Origin of the sequence: Streptomyces flavusporus (assembly GCF_046267975.1) — a bacterium.
GTDB lineage: Bacteria > Actinomycetota > Actinomycetes > Streptomycetales > Streptomycetaceae > Streptomyces > Streptomyces flavusporus.
Genome location: NZ_CP176503.1, coordinates 545,062 through 565,629, shown reverse-complemented (window position 1 = coordinate 565,629; position 20,568 = coordinate 545,062). Strand labels below are relative to the sequence as shown.

Here is a 20,568-nt window from a genome sequence, read left to right as displayed (position 1 = left end):
GTGCTCTCTCCTCTGGAGATGGGTGGCTGGCGCGGGCATGCCAATGAACGAATCTGAATACGAGGTCGTTCAGAGTTTGACTTACTGGAAAGTAAGGAGCGGGCACCCTTCTCCACAAGACTGCGTACACGACAAAATTGGCGAACGACGAAGGATGGGAGGGACGTTGGCAGGCAGGCTCAGGGCGCCGACCGGCCGCTACGGTGGCAGGTCCGCCGAGGAACGGCAGGCCGAGCGGCGCCGACGCTTCCTGGACGCAGCGCTCCAGCTCTTCGGCGACAGCCCCGGCTACCGGTCCACGACCGTCGCCGCGCTCAGCGAGGCCGCGGGACTGTCCACCCGGCAGTTCTACGAGGAATTCCGCACCCTGGAGGATGTGCTGGCCGACCTGCACCTGAAGGTCAACGACTGGGCCGAGGAGGCCGTGCTGGCCGCGGCGGCCGACACCGAGGGCCTGGCGATCGAGGACCGCGCCACCGCCATCTTCCGCTCCTACGCCGGGAACGTCACCGCCGATCCCCGCCGCATCCGCATCACCTTCGTCGAGATCGTCGGCGTCAGCCCCCGCCTCGAGGAGCAGCGGCTCGCCCGCCGCGCCCGCTGGGTCGACTTCATCTGCGCCGAGGCGCAGGCCGCCGCCGAACGCGGGGAAGCGGCACCCCGCGACTACCGCGTCGCCGCCACCGCGTTCATCGGCAGCGTCAACGGACTGATCCACGACTGGAGCGCCGGATGGGTCCCGGCGACGCTGGACGAGGTGGTCGACGAACTCGTACGGCAACTGCTGGGGATCCTGCGCCCGGGGGGCTGGAGCCCGACGGCGCCCTGACGCACCACGGCGAACGGGCCTTGGCCGCACGGCCCCGGACCGCGTCACCGAGGCCGTGCGGCACCGTACTGACTACTCCTGCTCGTCCCAGGCCTGGATCAGGGTCTGTTCGGCGATCTTGCCGCCGCGCAGCGTGATCATCGACTCGGCGAGAACGCGAGCCCCGTCGGCGTACTCGCAGGACTCGCTGAAGGCCGCACGGTCACCCTGGATGACGCAGTTCTCCAGCTTGTGCGTCATGTCGCGGCTGTAGACGTCGTCGAGCAAGGCGCTGATCTCGTCGCGGCCGTGCAGCACCCGTGGGTGGCTGGGCTGGGAGTTGCGGTCCACAACACGCAGTTCGGCATCGTCGGCGTAGAGCGACAGGAGAGTGTTCGGATTGCCTTCTATGCCCCGGCGCAACGTCTCGGTGTCGAAGCTGGGGCTTGCCGCAGTACCCATCGTGACCTCCTTCGAGGGCCGCGGCCCGGCGGGGGAGCGGGCCGTACAGGGCCTCTCCTACGAGATTCCTCCGCCCGGTCGGCCTCGGCAAGCGCGGCAGGCCCGACCGGCCCGGCCGCTCAGTCGGCGTCGGCCGTGGCGAGGAACTGGGTGGCCGCCAGCTCCGCGTACAGCGGGTCGGCGGACACGAGTTCGCGGTGGGTGCCCACCGCACGGACCTTGCCGGCGTCCATGACCACGATCCGGTCGGCCATCGTCACCGTGGACAGCCGGTGGGCGACGACCAGCACCGTGGTCGTCCGGGCCACATCGGCCACGGTGTCGCGCAGCGCGGCCTCGTTCACCGCGTCCAGCTGCGACGTCGCCTCGTCGAGGAGCAGCAGCCTCGGGCGGCGCAGCAGCGCGCGGGCGATCGCCACCCTCTGACGCTCACCGCCCGACAGCTTGGTGCCGCGGTGCCCGACGAGCGTGTCCAGTCCGCGCGGCAGCCGCCCGACCAGACCGTCGAGCCGGGTCGTCTTCAGCACCCGCGCGAGGGTGTCGTCGTCCGCCTCCGGGTTGCCCAGCAGCAGGTTCTCGCGCAGCGAGCCCGACAGGACGGGCGCGTCCTGCTCCACATAGCCGATCGCGGACCGCAGCTGCGGCAGCTCCCACTGGGCGAGTTCCCGGCCGTCCAGCGTGATCTCGCCCGACTCGGGGTCGTAGAACCGCTCGATGAGGGAGAAGACGGTGGTCTTGCCCGCGCCGGACGGGCCGACGAACGCCGTCATGCCCCGCGCGGGCACGGCGAAGGTCACCCCGTGGTGCACGTACGGCAGGTCGTCGGCGTACCGGAAGCGGACGTCGGTGAAGGCCAGCGCGGCCGGTTCGGCGTCGGTCGACGGCAACGGGGCGGCCTCGGCCGCCGGTTCGGCGGGCAGCCGCAGCGCCTCCTGGATGCGGGACAGCGCCGCGGCACCCGTCTGGTACTGGGTGATCGCACCGACGACCTGCTGGATCGGCGACATCAGATAGAAGACGTACAGCAGGAACGCGACCAGTGTGCCGACGTCGACGGCGCCGGTCGCGACCCGTGCCCCGCCCACCGCGAGCACCGTGATGAAGGCGATCTGCATCGCCAGTCCGGCCGTGTTGCCCGCGGCCGCCGACCACTTGGCGGCGCGCACACTCTGCCGCCACGACTCCTCCGCCGCGGAGTGCAGCGCGACCTCCTCCCGGTGCTCGGCGCCGGACGCCTTCACCGTGCGCAGCGCGCCCAGCACCCGCTCCAGCGAGGCGCCCATCACGCCGACCGCGTCCTGCGCCTGCCGGCTGGCCCGGTTGATCCGGGGCACGATCACGCCGAGGACCGTGCCCGCACACAGAATCACGGCCAGCGTGACACCGAGCAGCACGGGGTCGACGAAGCCCATCATCACCACGGTCGCGACCAGCGTGAGCCCGCCGGTGCCGAGGCCCACCAGGGAGTCGGTGGTGACCTCGCGCAGCAAGGTGGTGTCCGAGGTGATACGGGCCATCAGGTCGCCCGGCTCGGTACGGTCCACGGCGGCTATGCGCAGGCGCAGCAGATACGACGACAGGGCGCGCCGCGCGCCGAGGACCACCGACTCCGCGGTGCGCCGCAGCACGTACGAACCCAGCGCGCCCACCGCCGCGTTGGCGACGACCAACGCCGACATCGCGACCAGCGCACCTGTGATGGCCCGGTCGTGGCCGAGGTCGTCGATCAGGTCCCGCGCCACCAGCGGCAGCAGCAGGCCGGTGGCCCCGGTGACCAGCGAGAGCACCGCGCCCGCGAGCAGCGCCCACCGGTGCGGCCGTACATAGCCGAGGAGCATGCGCCACGGGGGCGTACTCGTCTGCGTCTGTGCCTTGCTCACGCTGCTCCTTCGCCGGTCGAACAGGGCGTTCAGCGTCTCTGATCAGTTGAGTGATCCCGTGTCAGACATAGGGTCTGGTGTGGGTTCTGCCCATCGTGGAGGGGTGGCGTGGGCGTGCAGGTGGAAGCCTGCGCCCAGTGCTGCTCCTCGGGGCCGGTGTCGGCTGGTGGTGGGTGTGCTGATCGTCGTCACGCCCTGGTGCCGGTGGGCTGCGCGGGGCAGCGTCCTCCGGCCCGGTGGTGCGTGTCCCTCCGGACGCTTGCCCGCCGGGCCGCGGGGGCCGGTGGGGGAGGGTGCCCTGCGTCGCCTGGGCGCGGGGCGTGTGTTCCGGCGCCGGGTGGGGCCGGTCTTGGACCGGTCCGTCCGGCGGGTCTCGGCGGTCGGGGTGATGACCGCTTTCGTTTCGAGTGTGTCGACCACCGTGCGGATCACCATCTGCCCGGTGGCCCGGTCGGTGACGGTCCTGGCCTGGTGGGTGAGGCCGCGTGCGGTGATGCGCTGCCAGGCGCCGTGGTCGCGGTCGCCCTGCCAGCCGCATCCGGCACGGTCGGGGCAGAGGGCCCATTTCCAGCCCGCGACGGTGGGGCGGTCGGGGGCTTTGCGGTGTCGCAGCGGGGTGAGGCACCGGGGGCAGTGCCGGGAGGTGTTGCGGGGCGGGACGGTGACGACGGCGATCCCGGCTTCGGCGGCCAGGTGCCGGATGCGGTCGGCGATCTGGCCGCGCACGGTCTGGGACATGCGGGTGTTGTGGGTGCGGCCCATGCCGCCCGCTTCCATCGACCGCAGGTCTTCCAGGTAGATGATCGTGGCTTGGGCGGCGATGGCCTGGTCCACGGCCCAGCGGGCGGCGGCCCGGGCGAGGGCGTCGTTGAGGTGGGAGCGGCGGTCGGACACGAAGCGGATCTCGTCCCGCAGCACCTCGTGTTTGCCGGACAGCTCGTGCTGCTCGTCAGCGTCGATGAGTCGCTGGTAGTGGTCGGCCTTGGTGTGCAGGTGTTCGGCCAGGCGCCGTAGGCGGTGCTGCCTGGCGAGGACTCCGGCGGCCCGGAACTGGGCGCCGTGCCCGAGCGCGGTGATGTGCCCGTCGTCCTGGAGTCGGGCCGCGCCTGCGCTGAGAAGGGTGTTCAGGCCCCAGTCCACGCCGAGGGCCACGGTGTGGCCGCTACGGCGGGCCTTGGGGACGGCGTGGGTGTAGGCCAGGTCGGCGCGCACCTTCCCGCCCGTGAGGCGCAGGGTGGGCAGGTGCAGCACCGCGCCGGGCGGGACCGTGGGCGGCAGCGTGATGGGGCAGGCCACCCACGCCCAGTCCCGGTAGCAGCGCGGGTCGGGCCGGGTGGGCAGTTGCAGGCGCAGCAGCGCCCGCTGCGGGTCGTCCTCGCCGCGTTCGATGGTGGCCTGCTGGCTGTCACATGCCGACAGCAGCAGCATTCGCGCCGCCCGGGGCGGGGCCTCCAGCTCGAACACATCGGCGGGCAGGCGGCCGTTCTTCGCGGCGAAGGCGGTGATCTGCCGGGTGCGGGAGCGGATCACGCTCGAGGGGAGAGACCGGCCGCCGGGGACCGCCTTCCGTACCTGGTCCCACTCCTCGGGGGTGCGCCGGCCTGGATCGCACGGCCATGTCTGAAGGACCGCGGACGTCAGCTCGGCCCGCCAGTCGGCCGAGCGCAGGGCACGCCCGGCCTGTTCCTGGGCCATGCGCACGATCCGGTCGTTGACCGTCACGCCCCCGGCCGGGGCGGCCGTCCAGCCCAGTCGGCGCAGCGCCATCCACGCGTTCGACGGCAGCTTCCGCCCGCCCGCGTCCTCACCCGAGGCCAGCACGCCCACATCGGCGGCGTTCCAGTGCCCGGCCAGCAGCTCGGTGGTCATGCCGGACACCAGATCAGCCGCCCAGCCGACCCGCTGCGCCAGCACAGCGGCCGACAGCACCTCACCCCTCTTCTCCACCACGCCAGCCCGCAGCAGACCCCGGGCACAGGCGGTCCGGGCGGTCTCGCCGTCACCGAGCGGCAGCTTCCGGCTCACCGGCCCCCCTCCCCTGCCCGTGGTGCTGTCATGCGATCAACGACACTCCCCCGATAAGGTCACGCATTCGAACCGCGCACTCAGATACGACACCGAGACCGGTGCCGGAGTCACGGCACGACACCGACGGACGACACATCGCTACGGACACCAGAGGAAACACATGAGCGTTGGGGCACAGCGCAGGACGCGGACGTCATGGAGGGTCTCGAGCGTGTTCGAGGTCATGGGACGGGATCGTACTGTCGTTCCACGACGCTTTCAGTGGCCCCGCGCGATCCACTCCTCCAGGTGCGGTGCCTCGGCTCCGATGGTGGTCGGGTCGCCGTGGCCGGTGAGGACCTTGGTCTCGGGCGGGAGGGTGAGGAGGCGGTCGCGGATCGAGTCGATGATGGTCGGGAAGTGGGAGTAGGAGCGTCCGGTCGCGCCCGGGCCGCCCTGGAAGAGGGTGTCGCCGGTGAAGACCGTGCCGAGTCCGGGGTCGTAGAGGCAGACCGCGCCGGGGGCGTGGCCGGGCGTGTGCAGAACCGTCAGGTCGGCGCCGGCGGCTTCGATGATCTGGCCGTCGAGCAGCCAGGAGTCCGGGTCCCGGTCGGGGTGGGTCTGCTTCCACAGCGGCAGGTCGTCGTGGTGCAGCCAGATGACGGCTCCGGTGCGCTCGGCGAGGGCGGGGGCTGCGTCGATGTGGTCGTTGTGGGCGTGGGTGCACACGATGGCGGTCAGCCGGCGCTCGCCCACGGCCTCGGCGATGGCGTCGGCGTCGTGGGCGGCGTCGATGACGACGACCTCGTGGTCGTCGCCGACGAGCCACACGTTGTTCTCGACGTCCCACGTGCCGCCGTCGAGCGTGAACTGGCCGGAGGTGACGAGTCGTTCGATGCGGGCGGTCATCACAGCACCACCACCGAGCGCAGCACGTCGCCGTGGTGCATTCGTTCGAACGCCTTCTCCACCTCGTCGAGCTGGATGGTCTCCGTCACGAACGCGGCCAGGTCCAGACGCCCCTGGAGATGCAGGTCGATCAGCATCGGGAAGTCGCGGGAGGGCAGGCAGTCGCCGTACCAGGAGGACTTGAGGGCTCCGCCGCGGCCGAAGACGTCCAGCAGCGGGAGTTCGAGCTTCATGTCGGGGGTGGGGACGCCGACGAGAACGACCGTGCCGGCCAGGTCGCGGGCGTAGAAGGCCTGCTTGTACGTCTCCGGGCGGCCGACCGCCTCGATGACGACGTCGGCGCCGAAGCCGCCGGTCAGTTCACGGATCGCCTCGACCGGGTCGGTCTGCGTCGAGTTGACGGTGTGGGTGGCGCCCATCGTGCGGGCGGTCTCCAGTTTGCGGTCGTCGATGTCGACCGCGATGATCTTCGCCGCGCCGGCCAGGTGGGATCCGGCGATGGCCGCGTCACCGACGCCGCCGCAGCCGATGACGGCGACCGTGTCGCCGCGGCCGACGTTCCCCGTGTTGATCGCGGCGCCGATGCCGGCCATGACGCCACAGCCCAGCAGTCCGGCGACGGCCGCGGAGACCGCGGGGTCGACCTTGGTGCACTGGCCGGCCGCGACCAGTGTCTTGTCGGCGAAGGCGCCGATGCCGAGGGCCGGGGAAAGCTCCTGGCCGGTCGAGGCGAGGGTCATCTTCTGCCCCGCGTTGTGGGTGTCGAAGCAGTACCACGGCCGGCCGCGCAGGCAGGCCCGGCAACGGCCGCACACGGCACGCCAGTTGAGGATCACGAAATCCCCGGGCGCCACCTCGGTGACGCCGTCGCCGACCGTCTCGACGATCCCGGCGGCCTCGTGGCCGAGCAGGAAGGGGAACTCGTCGTTGATGCCGCCCTGTTTGTAGTGCAGGTCGGTGTGGCAGACCCCGCAGGCCTGGACCCGCACCACGGCCTCCCCCGGGCCGGGGTCGGGCACGACGATCGTCTCGACCCGGACCGGCTCGTCCTTCCCCGGTGCGATCACGCCGCGTACTTCCTGCGCCATCGTGCTGACCCCTTCTGTCGGCGGGCGTCCGTCCCGGTGCCGACCTTACGCGCGACTGATCGGTAAGGGCGCGGTTTGCAGGCCCGCGGGCCGACAGTCACGGCTGCTTCCGGCCAGCCCCTCACATACCCCCGGGGGTAATTTTGCTACGGTGGCCATATACCCCCCGGGGTACTCAACCCGGGGGTTTGCGAGGAGAGGAGCGCTGCCGTGTACTTCGTCGACACCATCGAAGTGCCGGGACTGGGCAACCGCGGCTATGTGGCGGGGGGTGCGCACAGCGCCGTCGTCGTCGATCCCCCGCGTGACGTCGATCGGGTGATCGCGGCCGCCGCCCGGCGGGGCGTGCGCATCACGCACGTCGTCGAGACCCACGTCCACAACGACTACGTCACCGGCGGCCTGGAGCTGGCCCGGGTGACCGGCGCCTCGTATCTCGTGCCGGCCGGAGCCCGGGTAGCGTACGAGCGCGTGCCGGTCGCCGACGGGGACCGGGCGGAGATCGAGACAGGGCTGGCGCTGCGCGCGCTGGCCACGCCCGGCCACACCCCGCACCACACGTCGTACGTCCTGGAGCACGACGGACGGGCGGTGGCCGTGTTCACCGGAGGCTCCCTGCTGATCGGCACGGTCGGGCGCCCCGATCTGGTCGAGCCGCGGCTGACCGAACAGCTGGCCCGAGCGCAGTACGACTCCGCACACCGCCTGGCCGCGGAGCTCCCGGACGCGACCGAGGTGCTGCCCACGCACGGCTTCGGCAGCTTCTGTTCCGCCGGGCAGAGCGACGCGGGCGCGGAGACGACGATCGGCCGGGAGCGCACCGCCAACGAGGCGCTCGTCAAGGATGTCGACACCTTTGTCGCCGACCTGCTGGCCGGCCTGGACGACGTACCCGCGTACTACGCCCACACGGGCCCGGCCAACACCGAGGGCCCGGCCCCCGTCGACCTCACCCCGCCCCGCCGCGCGGACGCCGAGGAGATCGCAGCCCGGCTGGCCGCCGGCGAATGGGTGGTGGACCTGCGCAACCGGGTCGCGTTCGCCGAGGGGCATGTCGCCGGGGCGTTGAACTTCGAGGCCGACGGGCAGCTCGCGACGTATCTGGCCTGGCTGCTGCCCTGGGGCAAGCCGGTCACGTTGCTCGCCGAGTCGGCCGCCCAGCTGGCCGACGCCCAGCGCGAGCTCGTCCGGGTCGGCATCGACCGGCCCGCCGCAGCGGCGACCGGCTCGCCCGGCGACTGGGTGCCGGCGGGAGAACGGCCCCGCGCGTTCCCGCGCGCCACCTTCGCGGAGCTCGGCGCCCAGGAGGCTGTCGTGGTCCTCGACGTGCGGCGCGACTCCGAGCGTACGACCGGGCACATCCCGGGATCGCTCCACATACCGCTGCACCGACTGCGGGACCGGCTCGCCGAGATTCCGGACGGCACCGTGTGGGTGCACTGCGCCGGGGGGATGCGGGCGGCCATCGCGGCGTCCCTCCTCGACGCGACGGGGCGTGCGGTCGTCGCCGTCGACGACCGCTTCGACGCAGCGCGCGAGGCCGGGTTGATCCCGGACCGCCTCACTCCGGCCGAGGCCGCCGACCGAACGCATGCGGACGCCGTACTCCTGGACGTCCGTGAACCGGCCGAGTGGGCCGCAGGACACGCCCCCGGCGCCGTGCCCGCCCCGCTGTCCGGCCTCGCGGCCGGGGGTGAACTGCCGCAGAGCGTGCAGGGCCGGCCGGTCGTCGTGATCTGCCGCTCCGGGCGGCGCTCCCGCGAGGCGGCGGACCTGCTCGCCGCGCGCGGCGTCCGCGTGGCAGACGTCGCGGGCGGTATGCGGGCGTGGGCCGAGGCGGGTCTGCCGGTCGTGCGCGACGAGCAGCGCACCTCGCCCGCGTGAGCGCGTTCGTCCTCGCCCTCGTCGCCGGGGCCCTCACCGGTCTCGCCCTGGGCGCCCTCGGGGGCGGTGGGAGCGTGCTGGCGGTGCCCGCACTGATCTACCTGCTCGGCCTCACCCCTGCCGCGGCGGCCACCGCGAGCCTGGTCGTCGTCACCGTCACGTCCGCCACCGCCCTGATCGGGCATGCCCGCGAGGGCACCGTACGGTGGAAGCACGGCCTCCTGTTCGCCCTCGCAGGACTCGGGCCCGCGGCGGTCGGCGGCGCGGTCTCGGCGCGGCTCCCGGCCGGAGTGCTGACCGGCGCCTTCGCCGTGATCGCCGCAGTCGCCGCGCTGCGGATGCTGCGGCCGTCGGCCTCCGCGCCCACCGAGGCGCCGGCCCGCGCGGTTCGGGTCGCCACGGCGGGGCGGGGCTCGGCGCGGTCACCGGGGTGCTGGGGGTGGGCGGCGGCTTTCTCGCCGTACCGGCGCTGGTGAACGTGGTGGGGCTGCGGATGCGGGCGGCCGTGGGAACGAGCCTGCTGGTCATCACGCTCAACTCGCTGGTCGCGCTGGCGGCCCGGGCGGGGGCGGACGTGAGCGTCGACTGGGCGCGTGTCGCGCCCTTCGCCGCCGCTGCGGTCCTCGCCGCATGGGACGGCAAACGCCTCGCGGCCCGGGTCTCCGCCGGTTCGCTCCAGCGGATCTTCGCCGGCGCCCTGCTGGCGGTGGCCGCGTTCATGCTGGCCGACGCCCTCCTGTGAGGGCGGGCGGCACGGTCAGGCCAAGGAGAGGAACAGCTTCTCCAGGCGGGCCTTCATCTCGTCCGTGGTCTCGCCGTTGCCGTCACCGTTGCCGGCGTCGGTCAGACACTGCTGGAGCCCGGTCGCGATGATCGCGAAACCGGCCCGGTCGAGGGCGCGCGAGGCGGCGGCGAGCTGTGTGACGACGTCCTCGCAGTCGCGTCCCTCCTCGATCATCTTGATCACTCCGGTGATCTGACCCTGCGCCCGGCGCAGCCGGTTCAGCACCGACTTCAGCTCATCACCCTCGAACCGCACATCCACGGCCACTCACTCCTCTGTATACCCTTGGGGGTATTTTACCTCCCCCGGGGTGTGTACCCCTCACCGCAATGCCAAGGAAGGATCGCACGCACCATGAACGCTCCCCGCACTCTCGACGCCGACGAGGCCCGGACCCGACTGCCCGAGCTCACCGTCATCGACGTCCGCACCCCGGGCGAGTACGCCACCGGCCACGTCCCCGGCGCCCTCAACATCCCCCTGGACCAGCTCCGCCGGACCCTGCCCACGCTCCGTCAGGGGAACGGCGAACTGCTTCTCGTGTGCGCCTCCGGGGCCCGCTCCGAGCAGGCCCGCACGGTCCTCGCCGCGGAGGGCATCGGCGCCATGACGCTGACCGGCGGAACCCAGGACTGGGCCCGGCGCGGTCATGAACTGGCCCGGCCGCAGCAGAGCACCCGCACGACCTGGTCCATGGAACGTCAGGTCCGGTTCACCGCGGGCAGCATCGTCCTGACCGGCCTCGGTCTCGGACTCCTGCACCCCGCCTGGCAGTTGCTCGCCGCCGGGATCGCGGGCGGACTGGTCTTCTCCGCCCTGACCAACACCTGCGGCATGGCCGTCGTCCTCGGCAAGCTGCCGCACAACCGGCCGCGCCTCGCCGACCTGGACGCCACTCTGGCGGCGCTCGCGGCCCGGTAGGCCGACCGTAAAACGGGCGGCCGTACGCCTGGGCTCCAACGTAGGGTCCGCCGCTCGACGGTGAGGGCGCGGCGCTCGACCTGATCGGTGACGCGATCGGGAACGAGGCCGAACTGGTCGCGGTGCCCGTCGAGCGGGTTGGCGAGGAGTTCTTCCGGCTGCGGTCCGGCGTGGTGGGCGCGGTGATGCAGAAGTTCGTCAACTACCGGCTGCGCCTCGCCGTCATTGGGGACGTCTCCCACCAGGTCGCCGAGAGCACGGCCCTGCGCGACTTCCTCCGGGAGACCAACCGCGGCGGTCACATCTGGTTCGTGCCGGCCTACGACGAGCTGGAGGCCAGGTTGTGCCCGGCGGAGTGACCGTCCGCGAAAGGCGACAGAAGACGTCCGGATTTTGCGGCACGCTCGTCGGTGACAGAGTCGAACGGGCACGGGAGGACGGACATGTCGGAAACCCTGAAGGGCAAGGTGGCGCTGGTCGCCGGTGCGACCCGCGGTGCGGGCCGCGGAATCGCGGTGGAACTCGGCGCGGCCGGCGCCACCGTCTACGTCACCGGCCGCAGCACCCGCGAGCGGCGCTCCGAGTACGACCGCCCCGAGACCATCGAGGACACCGCCGACCTGGTCACCGAGTCCGGCGGCCAGGGCATCGCCGTACCCACCGACCACCTCGATCCGGCCCAGGTCCGCACCCTCGTGGACCGCATCGCCGGCGAACAGGGCCGCCTCGACATCCTCGTCAACGACATCTGGGGCGGCGAGAAGCTCTTCGCTTGGGACAGCCCCGTCTGGGAGCACGATCTCGACGAGGGCCTGAGGCTGCTCCGGCTCGCGGTCGAGACCCACGCGATCACCAACCACCACGCTCTGCCCCTGCTCCTGCGCCACCCCGGCGGACTGGTGGTCGAGATGACCGACGGCACGGCGGACTACAACCGCGACCACTACCGGAACTCCTTCTTCTACGACCTCGCCAAGGCATCCGTCCTGCGCATGGCCTTCTCCCTCGGGCACGAACTCGGACCACGCGGCGCGACCGCCGTCGCGCTCACCCCGGGCTGGCTGCGCTCGGAGATGATGCTGGAGGCCTTCGGAGTGGGGGAGGACAACTGGCGGGACGCCCTCGCACGCATCCCGCACTTCGCCATCTCGGAGACCCCGCGCTATGTCGGCCGCGCCGTCGCCGCCCTCGCCGCCGACCCCGACGTGGCCCGCTTCAACGGCCGCTCCCTCTCCAGCGGTGGCCTCGCCCAGGAGTACGGCTTCACCGACCTCGACGGCAGCCGCCCCGATGCCTGGCGCTACCTCGTGGAGGTCCAGGACGCGGGCAAACCGGCGGACACGACCGGCTACCGGTGACGCGCCGGCGGCGAATATCACCGTTTGGTCGCAGTTGGTGCGCGCCTACAACCGATTCCCGTCGCTGTCGGTCTAGCTGGCAGAGATTGCGCGAGATCCGCGCATTCCAGGTGAAAGGCAAGGCCGGGCATGGGGGACGTACGCAGACGGGGAACCGTTGTCCTGGGGGCCACCGCGCTGGTGGCGCCGCTCACGCTCGCGCTGGGCGCCGGCACGGCGCAGGCGGCGAGCTGCACCACGCAGACAGGTCCGTATCAGAAGCAGGTGGAGAAGTTCCTCGGGCGGCCGGTGGACGGTGTGCAGTCCGCCGGGGACTGCAAGGCGATCCAGGCCTTCCAGACCAAGCACGGCATAAAGCCGAACGTCGGCTACGCGGGCCCTGTCACCTGGGGCGTGATGGACCTGATGCTCAAGCAGCGGGCCGTCGGGAACACGCCCAACAAGGACGGCAAGTGTCCCGTGAACAAGGGCCGTATCGCCTGTGTGAACCTGAGCCTCCAGCTGAGCTGGATCCAGGACGGCAAGAAGCTTGTCTACGGCCCCGTTCCGGTCCGCACCGGGCGCAACGGCTACGAGACCCGCACGGGCCTGAAGAAGATCTACTGGCGCAACATCGACCACGTGTCGACCATCTACAACGTGCCGATGCCGTACAGCCAGTTCTTCGACGGCGGCCAGGCCTTCCACTCCGTCGGCGTCAGCATGTGGAACCCGCCCGGCTCGCACGGCTGCGTCAACATGACCGGCACCGCCGCCAAGAAGTACTGGTCGCTGCTGAAGAAGGGCGACGACGTCTACGTGTACGGCCGCAAGCCGGGCACCTGACGATGCCCGGCCCACCCCGGACGCGTCACACCTGAGGCGCGTCCCCGAAGTCCGGGATCTCCAGCCGTACCCCGCCCTGCCGGGCGGACTCGTGGGCGATGATGCCCGGCAGGGTGTAGCGGGCCGCCACCCATGCGTTCACCGACGGCAGGGTGCGGGTGTTCACCGCGGTCACGAAGTCGTCCACCAGGAAGTGGTGGCTGCCCTCGTGGCCGTTGTGCAGGTGGTCGAACTCCCGCGGCAGGCGGGAGCGGTCGTGCACGGGCGCCGACCCGGAGGTGAAGGCGGCCCGGAGGTCCGGCGCGATGTGCTGGAGTGACGGATCGTCAGCGGACATGGTGGGCTTGGGCTCGAGCAGCTCGCTGATGTCCTTCACACCGTTCTTGTCCTGCCACAGGGCGACCGTGGCGAGCTGCTCCATGCTCCCTTCCGTCCCGAAGAACCGGAAACGCGACTCCCGTATGTGCGAGGGGTAGCCCACTCGCCGGAACTCGTTCGTACGGAACGACCCGCCGCCCGCCACCTCGAACAGCGCGGTGGCGTTGGAGACGTCGTTGTCGAACTGACTGACCGACCGGTCGAAGACCCCGTCGCCCCGCTCGTCGACGACACCGATCGCCGACACGCTCACCGCGTGCGTCTGCCAGGCGCCCAGCACCCCGCCCACCGAGTGCGTCGGGTACAGCAGCGGGGGATAGCTGGCGGTCGCCTTCCAGTTCTCGCCGCCGCTGTACCGGTAGGCCTCGTAGAACCCCAGATCCATGTCGTGGACGTAGTCGCCCTCGGCGTAGAAGATCCGCCCGAAGGCACCCTTCGCGATCTGGTTGCGGGCGTGCACGGTCGCCGGGTTGTACTGGCTGGTCTCGCCCATCATGTACGTCAGTCCGGTCGCCTTGACCGCGTCGATGATCGCCGCTGTCTCGTCCGTGCTGATCGCCATGGGGACGGCGGAGTAGACGTGCTTTCCGGCATTCAGCCCCTGGACGACCAACGGGCCGTGCGTCCAGCGCTGGGTGAAGATCGCGACCGCGTCGACCGCCTTCGACTCCAGCATGGCCTCATACGTCGGGAAGGTGCCCGTGAGGCCTTCGGCGGCGGCGAGTTGCTCGGCCCGTTCGGGGAGCAGGTCGGTGACGTAGACGTCGCTGACGCCGGGGTGGGCGAGGAACAGTTTGGCGAACTGCCCGGAGAACTGCCCGGCGCCGACGATGCCGAGGGAGAACGTCATGTAAGTGGTGCCCTTCACTGGTCGAGGGTCAGGTTGATCTGGTCGGTGGTCTGGTCGAGGCTGCTCACGGACTTGCCGTTGCCGTAGATGGCTTCCATCTCGGGTTGCATGAGGGCCGTGACGTCCGCCGCGTAGTTGGTGATCGGGTAGGAGAAGGTCCGGAAGTCCTTCTTGTCGTCCACGGGCTCCGTGAAGGCCGAGACCTCGATGCCCTTCTTCTTGTAGGCGGCAATGGCGGCCTCGGTGCCTGCTGGAGTGGCGGGGAAGACGACGCCGTAGTCGCCCACGACCTTCTGGCACTTGTCGGAGGCCAGGTAGGCCACCCATTTGCGGGCGCCCGCCTTGTTCTTGGAGGCCTTGCTGATGGAGTCGGCGAGGCCGTTCATCATCGTGGCGCGCTTGCCGGTCGGGCCGACGGGAGTGAGGGCGGTCCTGATGTCCCTGCCCTTGAAGCCGTTGTAGGTGGAGATCATCCAGGCGCCGTCGAAGACGGCGGCGGCCTTGCCCGCGGCGATCTGCGTGTTGCCCTGGTTGGACTGGACGTTGTAGTCGGAGAAGGGGGCCATGTATCCCTTCTCCGCCAGGCCGAAGTACCACTCGATGACGGACTTGAAGGTCTTGCTGTCGTACTGGTACTTCGTTCCCCAGCGAGCCTTCTCCGTGTAGCTCCACCCGGCGGATCCGGTGAAGGGACTCCACTGTGTCTGGCCGTCGCCGTAGCCGGCGCCCTGGGTGGCCAGCCCGTACACCTTGACGTTGTTCTTGTCGAAGCCGGGCTCGTCGCCCCGCTTGCCGTTTCTGTCGACGGTGAGGTGGGCGATGGCCTTCTCGAAGGTGCCGCCGTCCTTGGGGTTCCAGGAGAGGCCGCCCAGCTGCTCGGCGGTGAGCCCGGCGTCGTTCGCCATCTTCTCGTTGTAGAAGAGCGCGACGGTGTCCCAGTCCTTCGGGGCGCCGTAGCGGTGGCCGTCCTGGCCGATCCAGTTGGCGGCGAGGCCCGGCTGGTAGTCGGAGTCCTTGATGCCCAGGTCGTCCAGCGGCTCCAGCACCTGCAGATCGGCGAACTGGCCGAACTTCTGGATGTGGTCGGTGAACACGTCCGGCTGGGTGCCCGCGATGAACCCGGCGGTGAGCTTGGTCCAGTAGTCGCTCCAGCCCAACTGCGTGATCTTGACCTTGAGTCCGGGGTTCTCCTTCTCGAACCCCCTCGCGCAGGCCTGGTAGGCGGGCAGCTGATTGGCGTCCCACAGCCAGTAGGTCACGGTGTTCGCGGACGACCCCGTGGAGTCGCCCTTCGCGCATCCGGTCACCAGGGACAGCGTGAGCGCTCCGGCCAGCGCGGTCAGCGTACGAAGTCGCATCAGTGGTCCCTCACTTGATCCCGGTGAAGCCGATGGAGCTGACGATGCGACGGGCGAAGCAGGCGAAGAGCACCAGCATCGGCAGCGCGGCGATCAGCGTCGCCGCCGTGAGCCCGGACCAGTCGACGCCGGTCGCCGGGGTCTGCGCCCGGAAGATCGCCAGCGCCACGGTCAGCACGCGCGAGCTGTCGCTGTAGGAGACCATCAGCGGCCAGAAGTAGTCGTTCCAGGAGGTGATGTACGTCAGCACGGACAGCGTGAGGATCGGCGTGGACGCCATCGGCAGGACCACCCGGAAGAAGATCCTCACCTTGCCGGCGCCGTCGAGCAGTGCCGCCTCCTCGACCTCCTGGGGGATGTTCATGAAGAACTGCCGCAGGAAGAAGACGGCGAACGGGGTCATGAAGAGGCTGGGCAGCGCGATGCCGAGCAGTGTGTCCACCAGGCCGAGCTGCTTGATGAGCACGAAGTTCGGCAGCAGCGTGAAGACGGTCGGCACCATCAGCCCGGCCAGGAACAGACCGAACACCTTGTCCCGGCCGCACCAGCGCAGCCGCGAGAAGGCGTACGCGGCCATCGCGGAGAAGAAGATCTGACAGCCGGTGATGAGCGTCGAGACGATCACCGAGTTGAGCAGGTAGCGCCAGAAGTCGAGCCCGCCGCCCGCGCCGCCCTGGGCGACCGCCTCCTCGGCGGACTGCAGACCGAGGGCCCGCTCGAAGCCGCTGGTGGTGAGGCCCACAGGGAGGGGGTTTGTGGGGTCGGCGGCCAGGCCGGCGTTGGTGGAGAGCGCGGTGCGCAGGATCCAGTAGAACGGCAGCAGGGTGATGAGGACGATCAGGCCCAGCACGGTCCAGGCGGCGGCCCGGCCGAGGGAGAACCTGCGCTTCAGCGGTCGTATGCCGGTCGGTGTCGTAGTAGTCGTGGCGGTCACGGTGGTCACGGTGGTCACGGCGGCCATGTCGGTGTCTCCTTTCCGTCAGCCGAGGTCGGTCCGGCCGGCCCGGGTGAGCCGGTACTGCAGGACGGTGATCGCACTGAGCACGACCAGCAGGGCGACGGACATCGCCGAGGCATAGCCGAACTGGAAGCGGCCGAAGGCGGAGCCGTAGATGTAGAACTGGAGCACGTTGGTCGCGTTCGCCGGACCGCCCGCCGTGGTCACCGCCACGGTGTCGAAGACCTGGAACGAGCCGATCACCGTCATGATCAGCACGACCGCCAGCACCGGCCGCAGCAACGGCATGGTGATCCGCCAGAACATCCGCCACTCACTCGCGCCGTCGACCCTGGCCGCCTCGTACATGTCGTTCGGGATCGCCTGGAGACCCGCGAAGAGGAGCAGGGCGGTGTAGCCGACGTGCCGCCAGACGTTGATCAGGGCGATGGTGGGGATCGCCCAGGTCTCGTCGGCGAGGAAGGGGATGCGGTCGGCGCCGAGGGCACTGATGATCTCGTTGCCGATGCCGAGCTGGGTGTCCAGGATCCACAGCCACACCAGGCCGGCGACGACGTTCGACATCAGATACGGGGTGAGCACGATGCCCCGCAGTAGAGCCGACCGGGTCAGTCGCTGGAGCAGCACGGCGATGGCGAGTGCCGCCACCGTCTGTATGCCGATGTTGATGACGACGTACTCGACGGTGACCTTCAGCGAGTCCCAGAAGATCGGATCGTGGATCATCCGGTCGTAGTTGTCGAGCCCCACCCACTCCGCGGGCGTCAGGAGATTGAAGCGGGTGAAGCTCAGATAGACGCCCCGCAGCGTCGGCCACAGCAGGAAGACCAGGAAACCCAACAGGGCGGGAGCCAGGAACACGGCCGCGAGACGGCCGTCACCTCGGCGCGTCGGCGGACTGCTGGAGGCGATGCTCATCGGGAGACTCCTCGGCTACGGCGGCTCATCCTCGGGCCACTTACTTTTGAGGCGAAAGAATCCATGCGTCAAGAGGCGTGCAGACATCTTCCTGATCCGGTCTGTCCGGCCTAGTGTGGGGACCATTACTTCCGTGATAAAAAAATCTTGGGGAGTCGGGCCGTCATGACCGCAGGTACCGCCAGCTGGTTGCCGCTGAGTGCGGGGGAGCGCTCGGTGGCGATCGAGGTGCTCGTCCACGGCCCGCTGTCCCGCTCGGACCTCGCGCGCCGGCTGAGCCTCTCGCCCGGCAGCCTCACCCGGCTGACCAAGCCGCTGATCGAGTCCGGGCTGCTGATCGAGGTCCCCGACGGCGGCGCGCCGACCGAGGGGCGGCAGGGGCGTCCCTCACAGCCGCTGGACATCGTCGCCGAGTCCCGCTCCTTCCTCGGCTTCAAGGTCACCGAGGACATGGTGTACGGCGTCGTCACCACCTTGCGGAGCGAGATCGCCGCCCGCCATGACCGCCCGCTCACCACCCACGATCCCGGCGAAGTCGCCGATCTGCTGGCGGAGATGACCGCCGAGCTGGCCCATGCCCACCCCCGCCTCGCCGGCATCGGTATCGGTGTGGGCGGACTCGTCCAGGACCGGGCCGTGGTCGGGGAGTCGCCCTTCCTGCAGTGGCGCGACATCCCGCTCGCCGCCCTCGTCGAGGAGCGCATCGGGCTGCCCGTGGTCGTGGAGAACGACGTCGCGGCCTTCGTCGAGGCCGAGACCTGGTTCGGGGCGGGCCGCGGACTGGACCGTTTCGTCGTCCTCACCATCGGCGCAGGGATCGGCTACGGGCTGGTCCTGGGCGGCAGGCGCGTGCCGTCCGACGGTGAGGACCGGGATTTCGGTCGCCGCTGGATCCTGGACCCCAGCGGGCCCCTCACCCCCGACGGTGACCGCGGCAGTGCGGTCTCGCTGCTGGCCATTCCCAGCATCCGCTACCAGATGCGGGCCGCCACCGGGCGCGATCACAGCTACGAGGAGATCCTCGCCGGTGCCGCGGCCGGGGAGCCCATGCCCGCCCGAGTCGTCGACGAGGCCGCACGGGCCCTGGGCGCCCTCGTCGCCCACATCGCCAACTTCGCGATGCCGCAGAAGATCCTCCTCGCCGGTGAAGGGGTCGGCCTGATGGATGTGGCAAGGAACACGGTGGAGGAGACGATCCGTGCCCGCAGACATCCGCTGGCCACGCCGGTCGACCTGGAGACCAGGGTGTCCGACTTCCACGACTGGGCGCGCGGTGCGGCCGTTCTCGCCATCCAGGTGCTCGTGCTGGGCGCGGCGGACGGGTGAACTCCCCGGGGGGTTCGGAGAGATGACGTGATCAGTAACACTGCCCGATATGCCCGATTGGCTCGTGATTACTCACAACGCCTTCACGTCCGGCGCCGTATGCTTCACGCCATGTCCACCACTGTTGAAGCCGCCACCGAGCGATCGGCCGCGGAGGTCAACGAGGAGATCCGGGCGCTGTGGCGCCGGTCGGGCGGGACACTGAGCACCGAGCAGCGCGAGGAGTACCAGCGCCTCGTCATGGAGTGGGCCGCCGCGACGCCGCAATCGGCGCAGGCCGCCTGACCGGCATCCGGTGCCGTCGGCCCGGCCAGGGCCGCGCCGGCCGGGGCTCCGCGGCCTGACGGCGCCTCCCGGACCCCTTCGTCAACCCCACGTCGCCGAGTAATACCGCTGGTAGGCCTTGCGGTCCTGTTCCGTCCGGATCCACCGCGTGGCCACCAGCGCTATCAGGCTGCCCGCGATGATCAGCAGGCCCGGGCCGACGTTCTTGGGGTCCGTGAGCCGGGACAGCAGAGCCGAGACGTCCTCGCCGGACACCGGAGCCGACGCCCCGGGCTCCGCCGCGTCCGGAGGAGCGATCGCGCTCTGGGTTCCCGAAGCGGAGGGTGCGGGAGAGGCCCCCTGCTCCGGCGTGGAAGTGATCAGGCGTACGCCGAGCGCGGACAGCGCCTGCCCCACCGGCTGGAAGAACGTCGTGCCGCCGGCGTTGCAGTCCCCGCTGCCGCCCGAGGTCACCCCGAGCGCGATCCCCTCGGAGAACAACGGCCCGCCGCTGTCCCCGGGTTCGGCGCACACGTTCGTCTCGATGAGGCCGGTGACCGTGCCCTCGGGGTAGTTCACCGTGGCGTTGAGCCCGGTGACCTCACCGTCGCGCAGCCCGCTGGTGCTGCCGCTGCGGAACACCCGCTGCCCGACGGACGCCTCGCCCGTGCCCGTGATCCGTACTCCCTGCCCGTCGCCGATGGCCACGACGTCGGCGCCTTGTCCGGCCCGGCCGTTCGCGTACTGGACGAGGGAGTAGTCGTTGCCGGGGAAGCTCCCGGTCACGGTCTTGCCCACCTGCTCGTTCCCCTGGTTGTCGGCGAACCAGACGGAACCGTCGGGGCCGCAGTGACCGGCGGTGAGAATGAAGTCGGTCTCACCGTCGGTGACGTTGAAGCCCGCGGAACAGCGCCCAGCGGTGGAGAGCATGGCCTGCGCGCCGTTGAGGCGTGTCGTGAAGGTGCCCTCGGTGCGCTCCATGCGCACGAAGCCGCCGATGCCGTCCGCGACTTCGGTCAACTCGGACCAGTCGGCGGCGGAGACGGTGCTGTCACCCCGTACCACCACCTCGTTCGACCGGTAGTCCATCACCCATGCCGTGCCGGCCACCCGCGGTGCCGAACGCAGCGTCGCCGCCGCCGACTTCAGCTCACGCATGCTGTGCCGCACGACCTTCGCGGTCGCGCCCGCCCGCCGGACCTCGGCCACGGCGTCCTCGTCGGTGACCGCGACGACCGGTCGCCCGTCGGAGCCGATCCAGGTGCCTGCCGTACGGGCGGTGCCGAGCCGCTCCACAAGGTCCGCGCCGGTGCCCGCGGCCGACCGGACGGAGGCGTTCGGCACCCCCGGGGAGCCGGAGGGTTCGCTCGCCACGGCCTGGGTGACCATCCCTGCCCCGAGCAGAAGTCCGCCGACCGCCGCCAGCCGTGTCACTCGCCGGACGATCCGTCGTCGTGCGTGCCTCATGCATGGCTCCCGAACCCCGAACTCGCGGCTGCAACACCGCGGGGCACCCGGGTGGTTGAGCGCCCTCCCTCCATACGTGCCGGCGCCCGGCCGCGTTCACCCGGAGGGCGAACGGCTCAATTC

The 20,568-nt window shown here is 70.7% G+C and carries 18 protein-coding genes and 2 pseudogenes; 9 read left to right on the top strand and 11 right to left on the bottom strand.

Translation table 11 applies throughout. The annotated features are described in order from the left end of the window. Nucleotides 1-166: 166 nt before the first annotated feature. On the top strand, nt 167-829 hold the full coding sequence (locus ACKTSN_RS02930; protein WP_409467629.1) for a TetR/AcrR family transcriptional regulator: 663 nt from the start codon (nt 167-169) through the stop codon (nt 827-829). Between the two features lie 72 nt (nt 830-901). Here ACKTSN_RS02930 and ACKTSN_RS02925 read toward each other — a convergent pair whose 3' ends face one another. The 5 genes from ACKTSN_RS02925 to ACKTSN_RS02905 form a co-directional block, all read right to left on the bottom strand. Continuing rightward, the gene (locus ACKTSN_RS02925) at nt 902-1,270 is read right to left on the bottom strand and encodes a nuclear transport factor 2 family protein (protein WP_409467628.1); all 369 of its coding nucleotides are present in this window, start codon (nt 1,268-1,270) and stop codon (nt 902-904) included. A 119-nt stretch (nt 1,271-1,389) separates the two neighbouring features. Beyond that, nucleotides 1,390-3,108: an ABC transporter ATP-binding protein gene (locus tag ACKTSN_RS02920; protein WP_409474720.1), complete on the bottom strand. Its 1,719-nt coding sequence runs from the start codon at nt 3,106-3,108 to the stop codon at nt 1,390-1,392. 84 nt (nt 3,109-3,192) lie between these two features. Then, nucleotides 3,193-5,175, bottom strand: coding sequence for a zinc ribbon domain-containing protein (locus tag ACKTSN_RS02915; RefSeq protein ID WP_409467627.1), 1,983 nt, complete (start codon nt 5,173-5,175; stop codon nt 3,193-3,195). A gap of 261 nt (nt 5,176-5,436) precedes the next feature. Further along, nucleotides 5,437-6,066, bottom strand: a complete 630-nt coding sequence (locus ACKTSN_RS02910) for an MBL fold metallo-hydrolase (RefSeq protein WP_224738435.1) — start codon at nt 6,064-6,066, stop codon at nt 5,437-5,439. After that, complete coding sequence (locus ACKTSN_RS02905) at nt 6,066-7,154, bottom strand: S-(hydroxymethyl)mycothiol dehydrogenase (RefSeq protein WP_409467626.1); 1,089 nt, start codon at nt 7,152-7,154, stop codon at nt 6,066-6,068. The genes ACKTSN_RS02910 and ACKTSN_RS02905 overlap by 1 nt, the downstream gene beginning before the upstream one ends. A gap of 210 nt (nt 7,155-7,364) precedes the next feature. Between ACKTSN_RS02905 and ACKTSN_RS02900 the strand changes: the two genes are divergently transcribed. Together ACKTSN_RS02900 and ACKTSN_RS02895 are read left to right on the top strand one after the other, a co-directional pair. Beyond that, nucleotides 7,365-9,038: an MBL fold metallo-hydrolase gene (locus ACKTSN_RS02900; protein ID WP_409467625.1), complete on the top strand. Its 1,674-nt coding sequence runs from the start codon at nt 7,365-7,367 to the stop codon at nt 9,036-9,038. Then, nucleotides 9,035-9,780 (top strand): annotated as a pseudogene (locus ACKTSN_RS02895) (sulfite exporter TauE/SafE family protein). The gene ACKTSN_RS02900 and the pseudogene ACKTSN_RS02895 overlap by 4 nt, the downstream one beginning before the upstream one ends. A 15-nt stretch (nt 9,781-9,795) precedes the next feature. Here ACKTSN_RS02895 and ACKTSN_RS02890 read toward each other — a convergent pair. Next, nucleotides 9,796-10,083, bottom strand: a complete 288-nt coding sequence (locus ACKTSN_RS02890; RefSeq protein ID WP_129803368.1) for a metal-sensitive transcriptional regulator — start codon at nt 10,081-10,083, stop codon at nt 9,796-9,798. A gap of 93 nt (nt 10,084-10,176) precedes the next feature. On the opposite strand from ACKTSN_RS02890, the gene ACKTSN_RS02885 reads away from it, so the two are divergent. The 4 genes and pseudogenes from ACKTSN_RS02885 (at nt 10,177) to ACKTSN_RS02870 (ending at nt 12,926) form a co-directional block, all read left to right on the top strand. Beyond that, nucleotides 10,177-10,743: a rhodanese-like domain-containing protein gene (locus ACKTSN_RS02885; protein WP_409467624.1), complete on the top strand. Its 567-nt coding sequence runs from the start codon at nt 10,177-10,179 to the stop codon at nt 10,741-10,743. A gap of 62 nt (nt 10,744-10,805) precedes the next feature. Beyond that, a pseudogene (locus tag ACKTSN_RS02880) lies at nt 10,806-11,102 on the top strand (DUF4180 domain-containing protein); the annotation flags it as partial. A gap of 84 nt (nt 11,103-11,186) precedes the next feature. After that, entirely contained in the window at nt 11,187-12,101 is a 915-nt protein-coding gene (locus tag ACKTSN_RS02875; protein ID WP_409467623.1) for an SDR family oxidoreductase, read from the top strand. A 129-nt stretch (nt 12,102-12,230) separates the two neighbouring features. Beyond that, nucleotides 12,231-12,926 (top strand): L,D-transpeptidase family protein, encoded by a 696-nt coding sequence (locus tag ACKTSN_RS02870; protein ID WP_409467622.1) that lies wholly within the window; start codon nt 12,231-12,233, stop codon nt 12,924-12,926. A 25-nt stretch (nt 12,927-12,951) separates the two neighbouring features. On the opposite strand, the gene ACKTSN_RS02865 is transcribed toward ACKTSN_RS02870, so the two are convergent. From ACKTSN_RS02865 to ACKTSN_RS02850, 4 genes are read right to left on the bottom strand one after another with little or no spacing between them, the layout of a single operon-like run. Continuing rightward, complete coding sequence (locus ACKTSN_RS02865) at nt 12,952-14,154, bottom strand: Gfo/Idh/MocA family protein (RefSeq protein WP_409474719.1); 1,203 nt, start codon at nt 14,152-14,154, stop codon at nt 12,952-12,954. Nucleotides 14,155-14,168: 14 nt separating this feature from the next. Then, the gene (locus ACKTSN_RS02860) at nt 14,169-15,512 is read right to left on the bottom strand and encodes an ABC transporter substrate-binding protein (RefSeq protein ID WP_409467621.1); all 1,344 of its coding nucleotides are present in this window, start codon (nt 15,510-15,512) and stop codon (nt 14,169-14,171) included. Nucleotides 15,513-15,522: 10 nt separating this feature from the next. Beyond that, complete coding sequence (locus ACKTSN_RS02855) at nt 15,523-16,473, bottom strand: carbohydrate ABC transporter permease (protein ID WP_409467620.1); 951 nt, start codon at nt 16,471-16,473, stop codon at nt 15,523-15,525. An 18-nt stretch (nt 16,474-16,491) separates the two neighbouring features. Continuing rightward, on the bottom strand, nt 16,492-17,388 hold the full coding sequence (locus tag ACKTSN_RS02850; protein WP_224736263.1) for a carbohydrate ABC transporter permease: 897 nt from the start codon (nt 17,386-17,388) through the stop codon (nt 16,492-16,494). Between the two features lie 165 nt (nt 17,389-17,553). Here ACKTSN_RS02850 and ACKTSN_RS02845 point away from each other — a divergent pair, with 165 nt between their 5' ends. After that, the gene (locus tag ACKTSN_RS02845) at nt 17,554-18,714 is read left to right on the top strand and encodes an ROK family protein (RefSeq protein WP_409467619.1); all 1,161 of its coding nucleotides are present in this window, start codon (nt 17,554-17,556) and stop codon (nt 18,712-18,714) included. A gap of 99 nt (nt 18,715-18,813) precedes the next feature. Continuing rightward, the gene (locus ACKTSN_RS02840) at nt 18,814-18,999 is read left to right on the top strand and encodes a hypothetical protein (protein ID WP_409467618.1); all 186 of its coding nucleotides are present in this window, start codon (nt 18,814-18,816) and stop codon (nt 18,997-18,999) included. An 81-nt stretch (nt 19,000-19,080) separates the two neighbouring features. Here ACKTSN_RS02840 and ACKTSN_RS02835 read toward each other — a convergent pair whose 3' ends face one another. Next, entirely contained in the window at nt 19,081-20,445 is a 1,365-nt protein-coding gene (locus tag ACKTSN_RS02835; RefSeq protein WP_409467617.1) for a S1 family peptidase, read from the bottom strand. Nucleotides 20,446-20,568 lie beyond the last annotated feature (123 nt).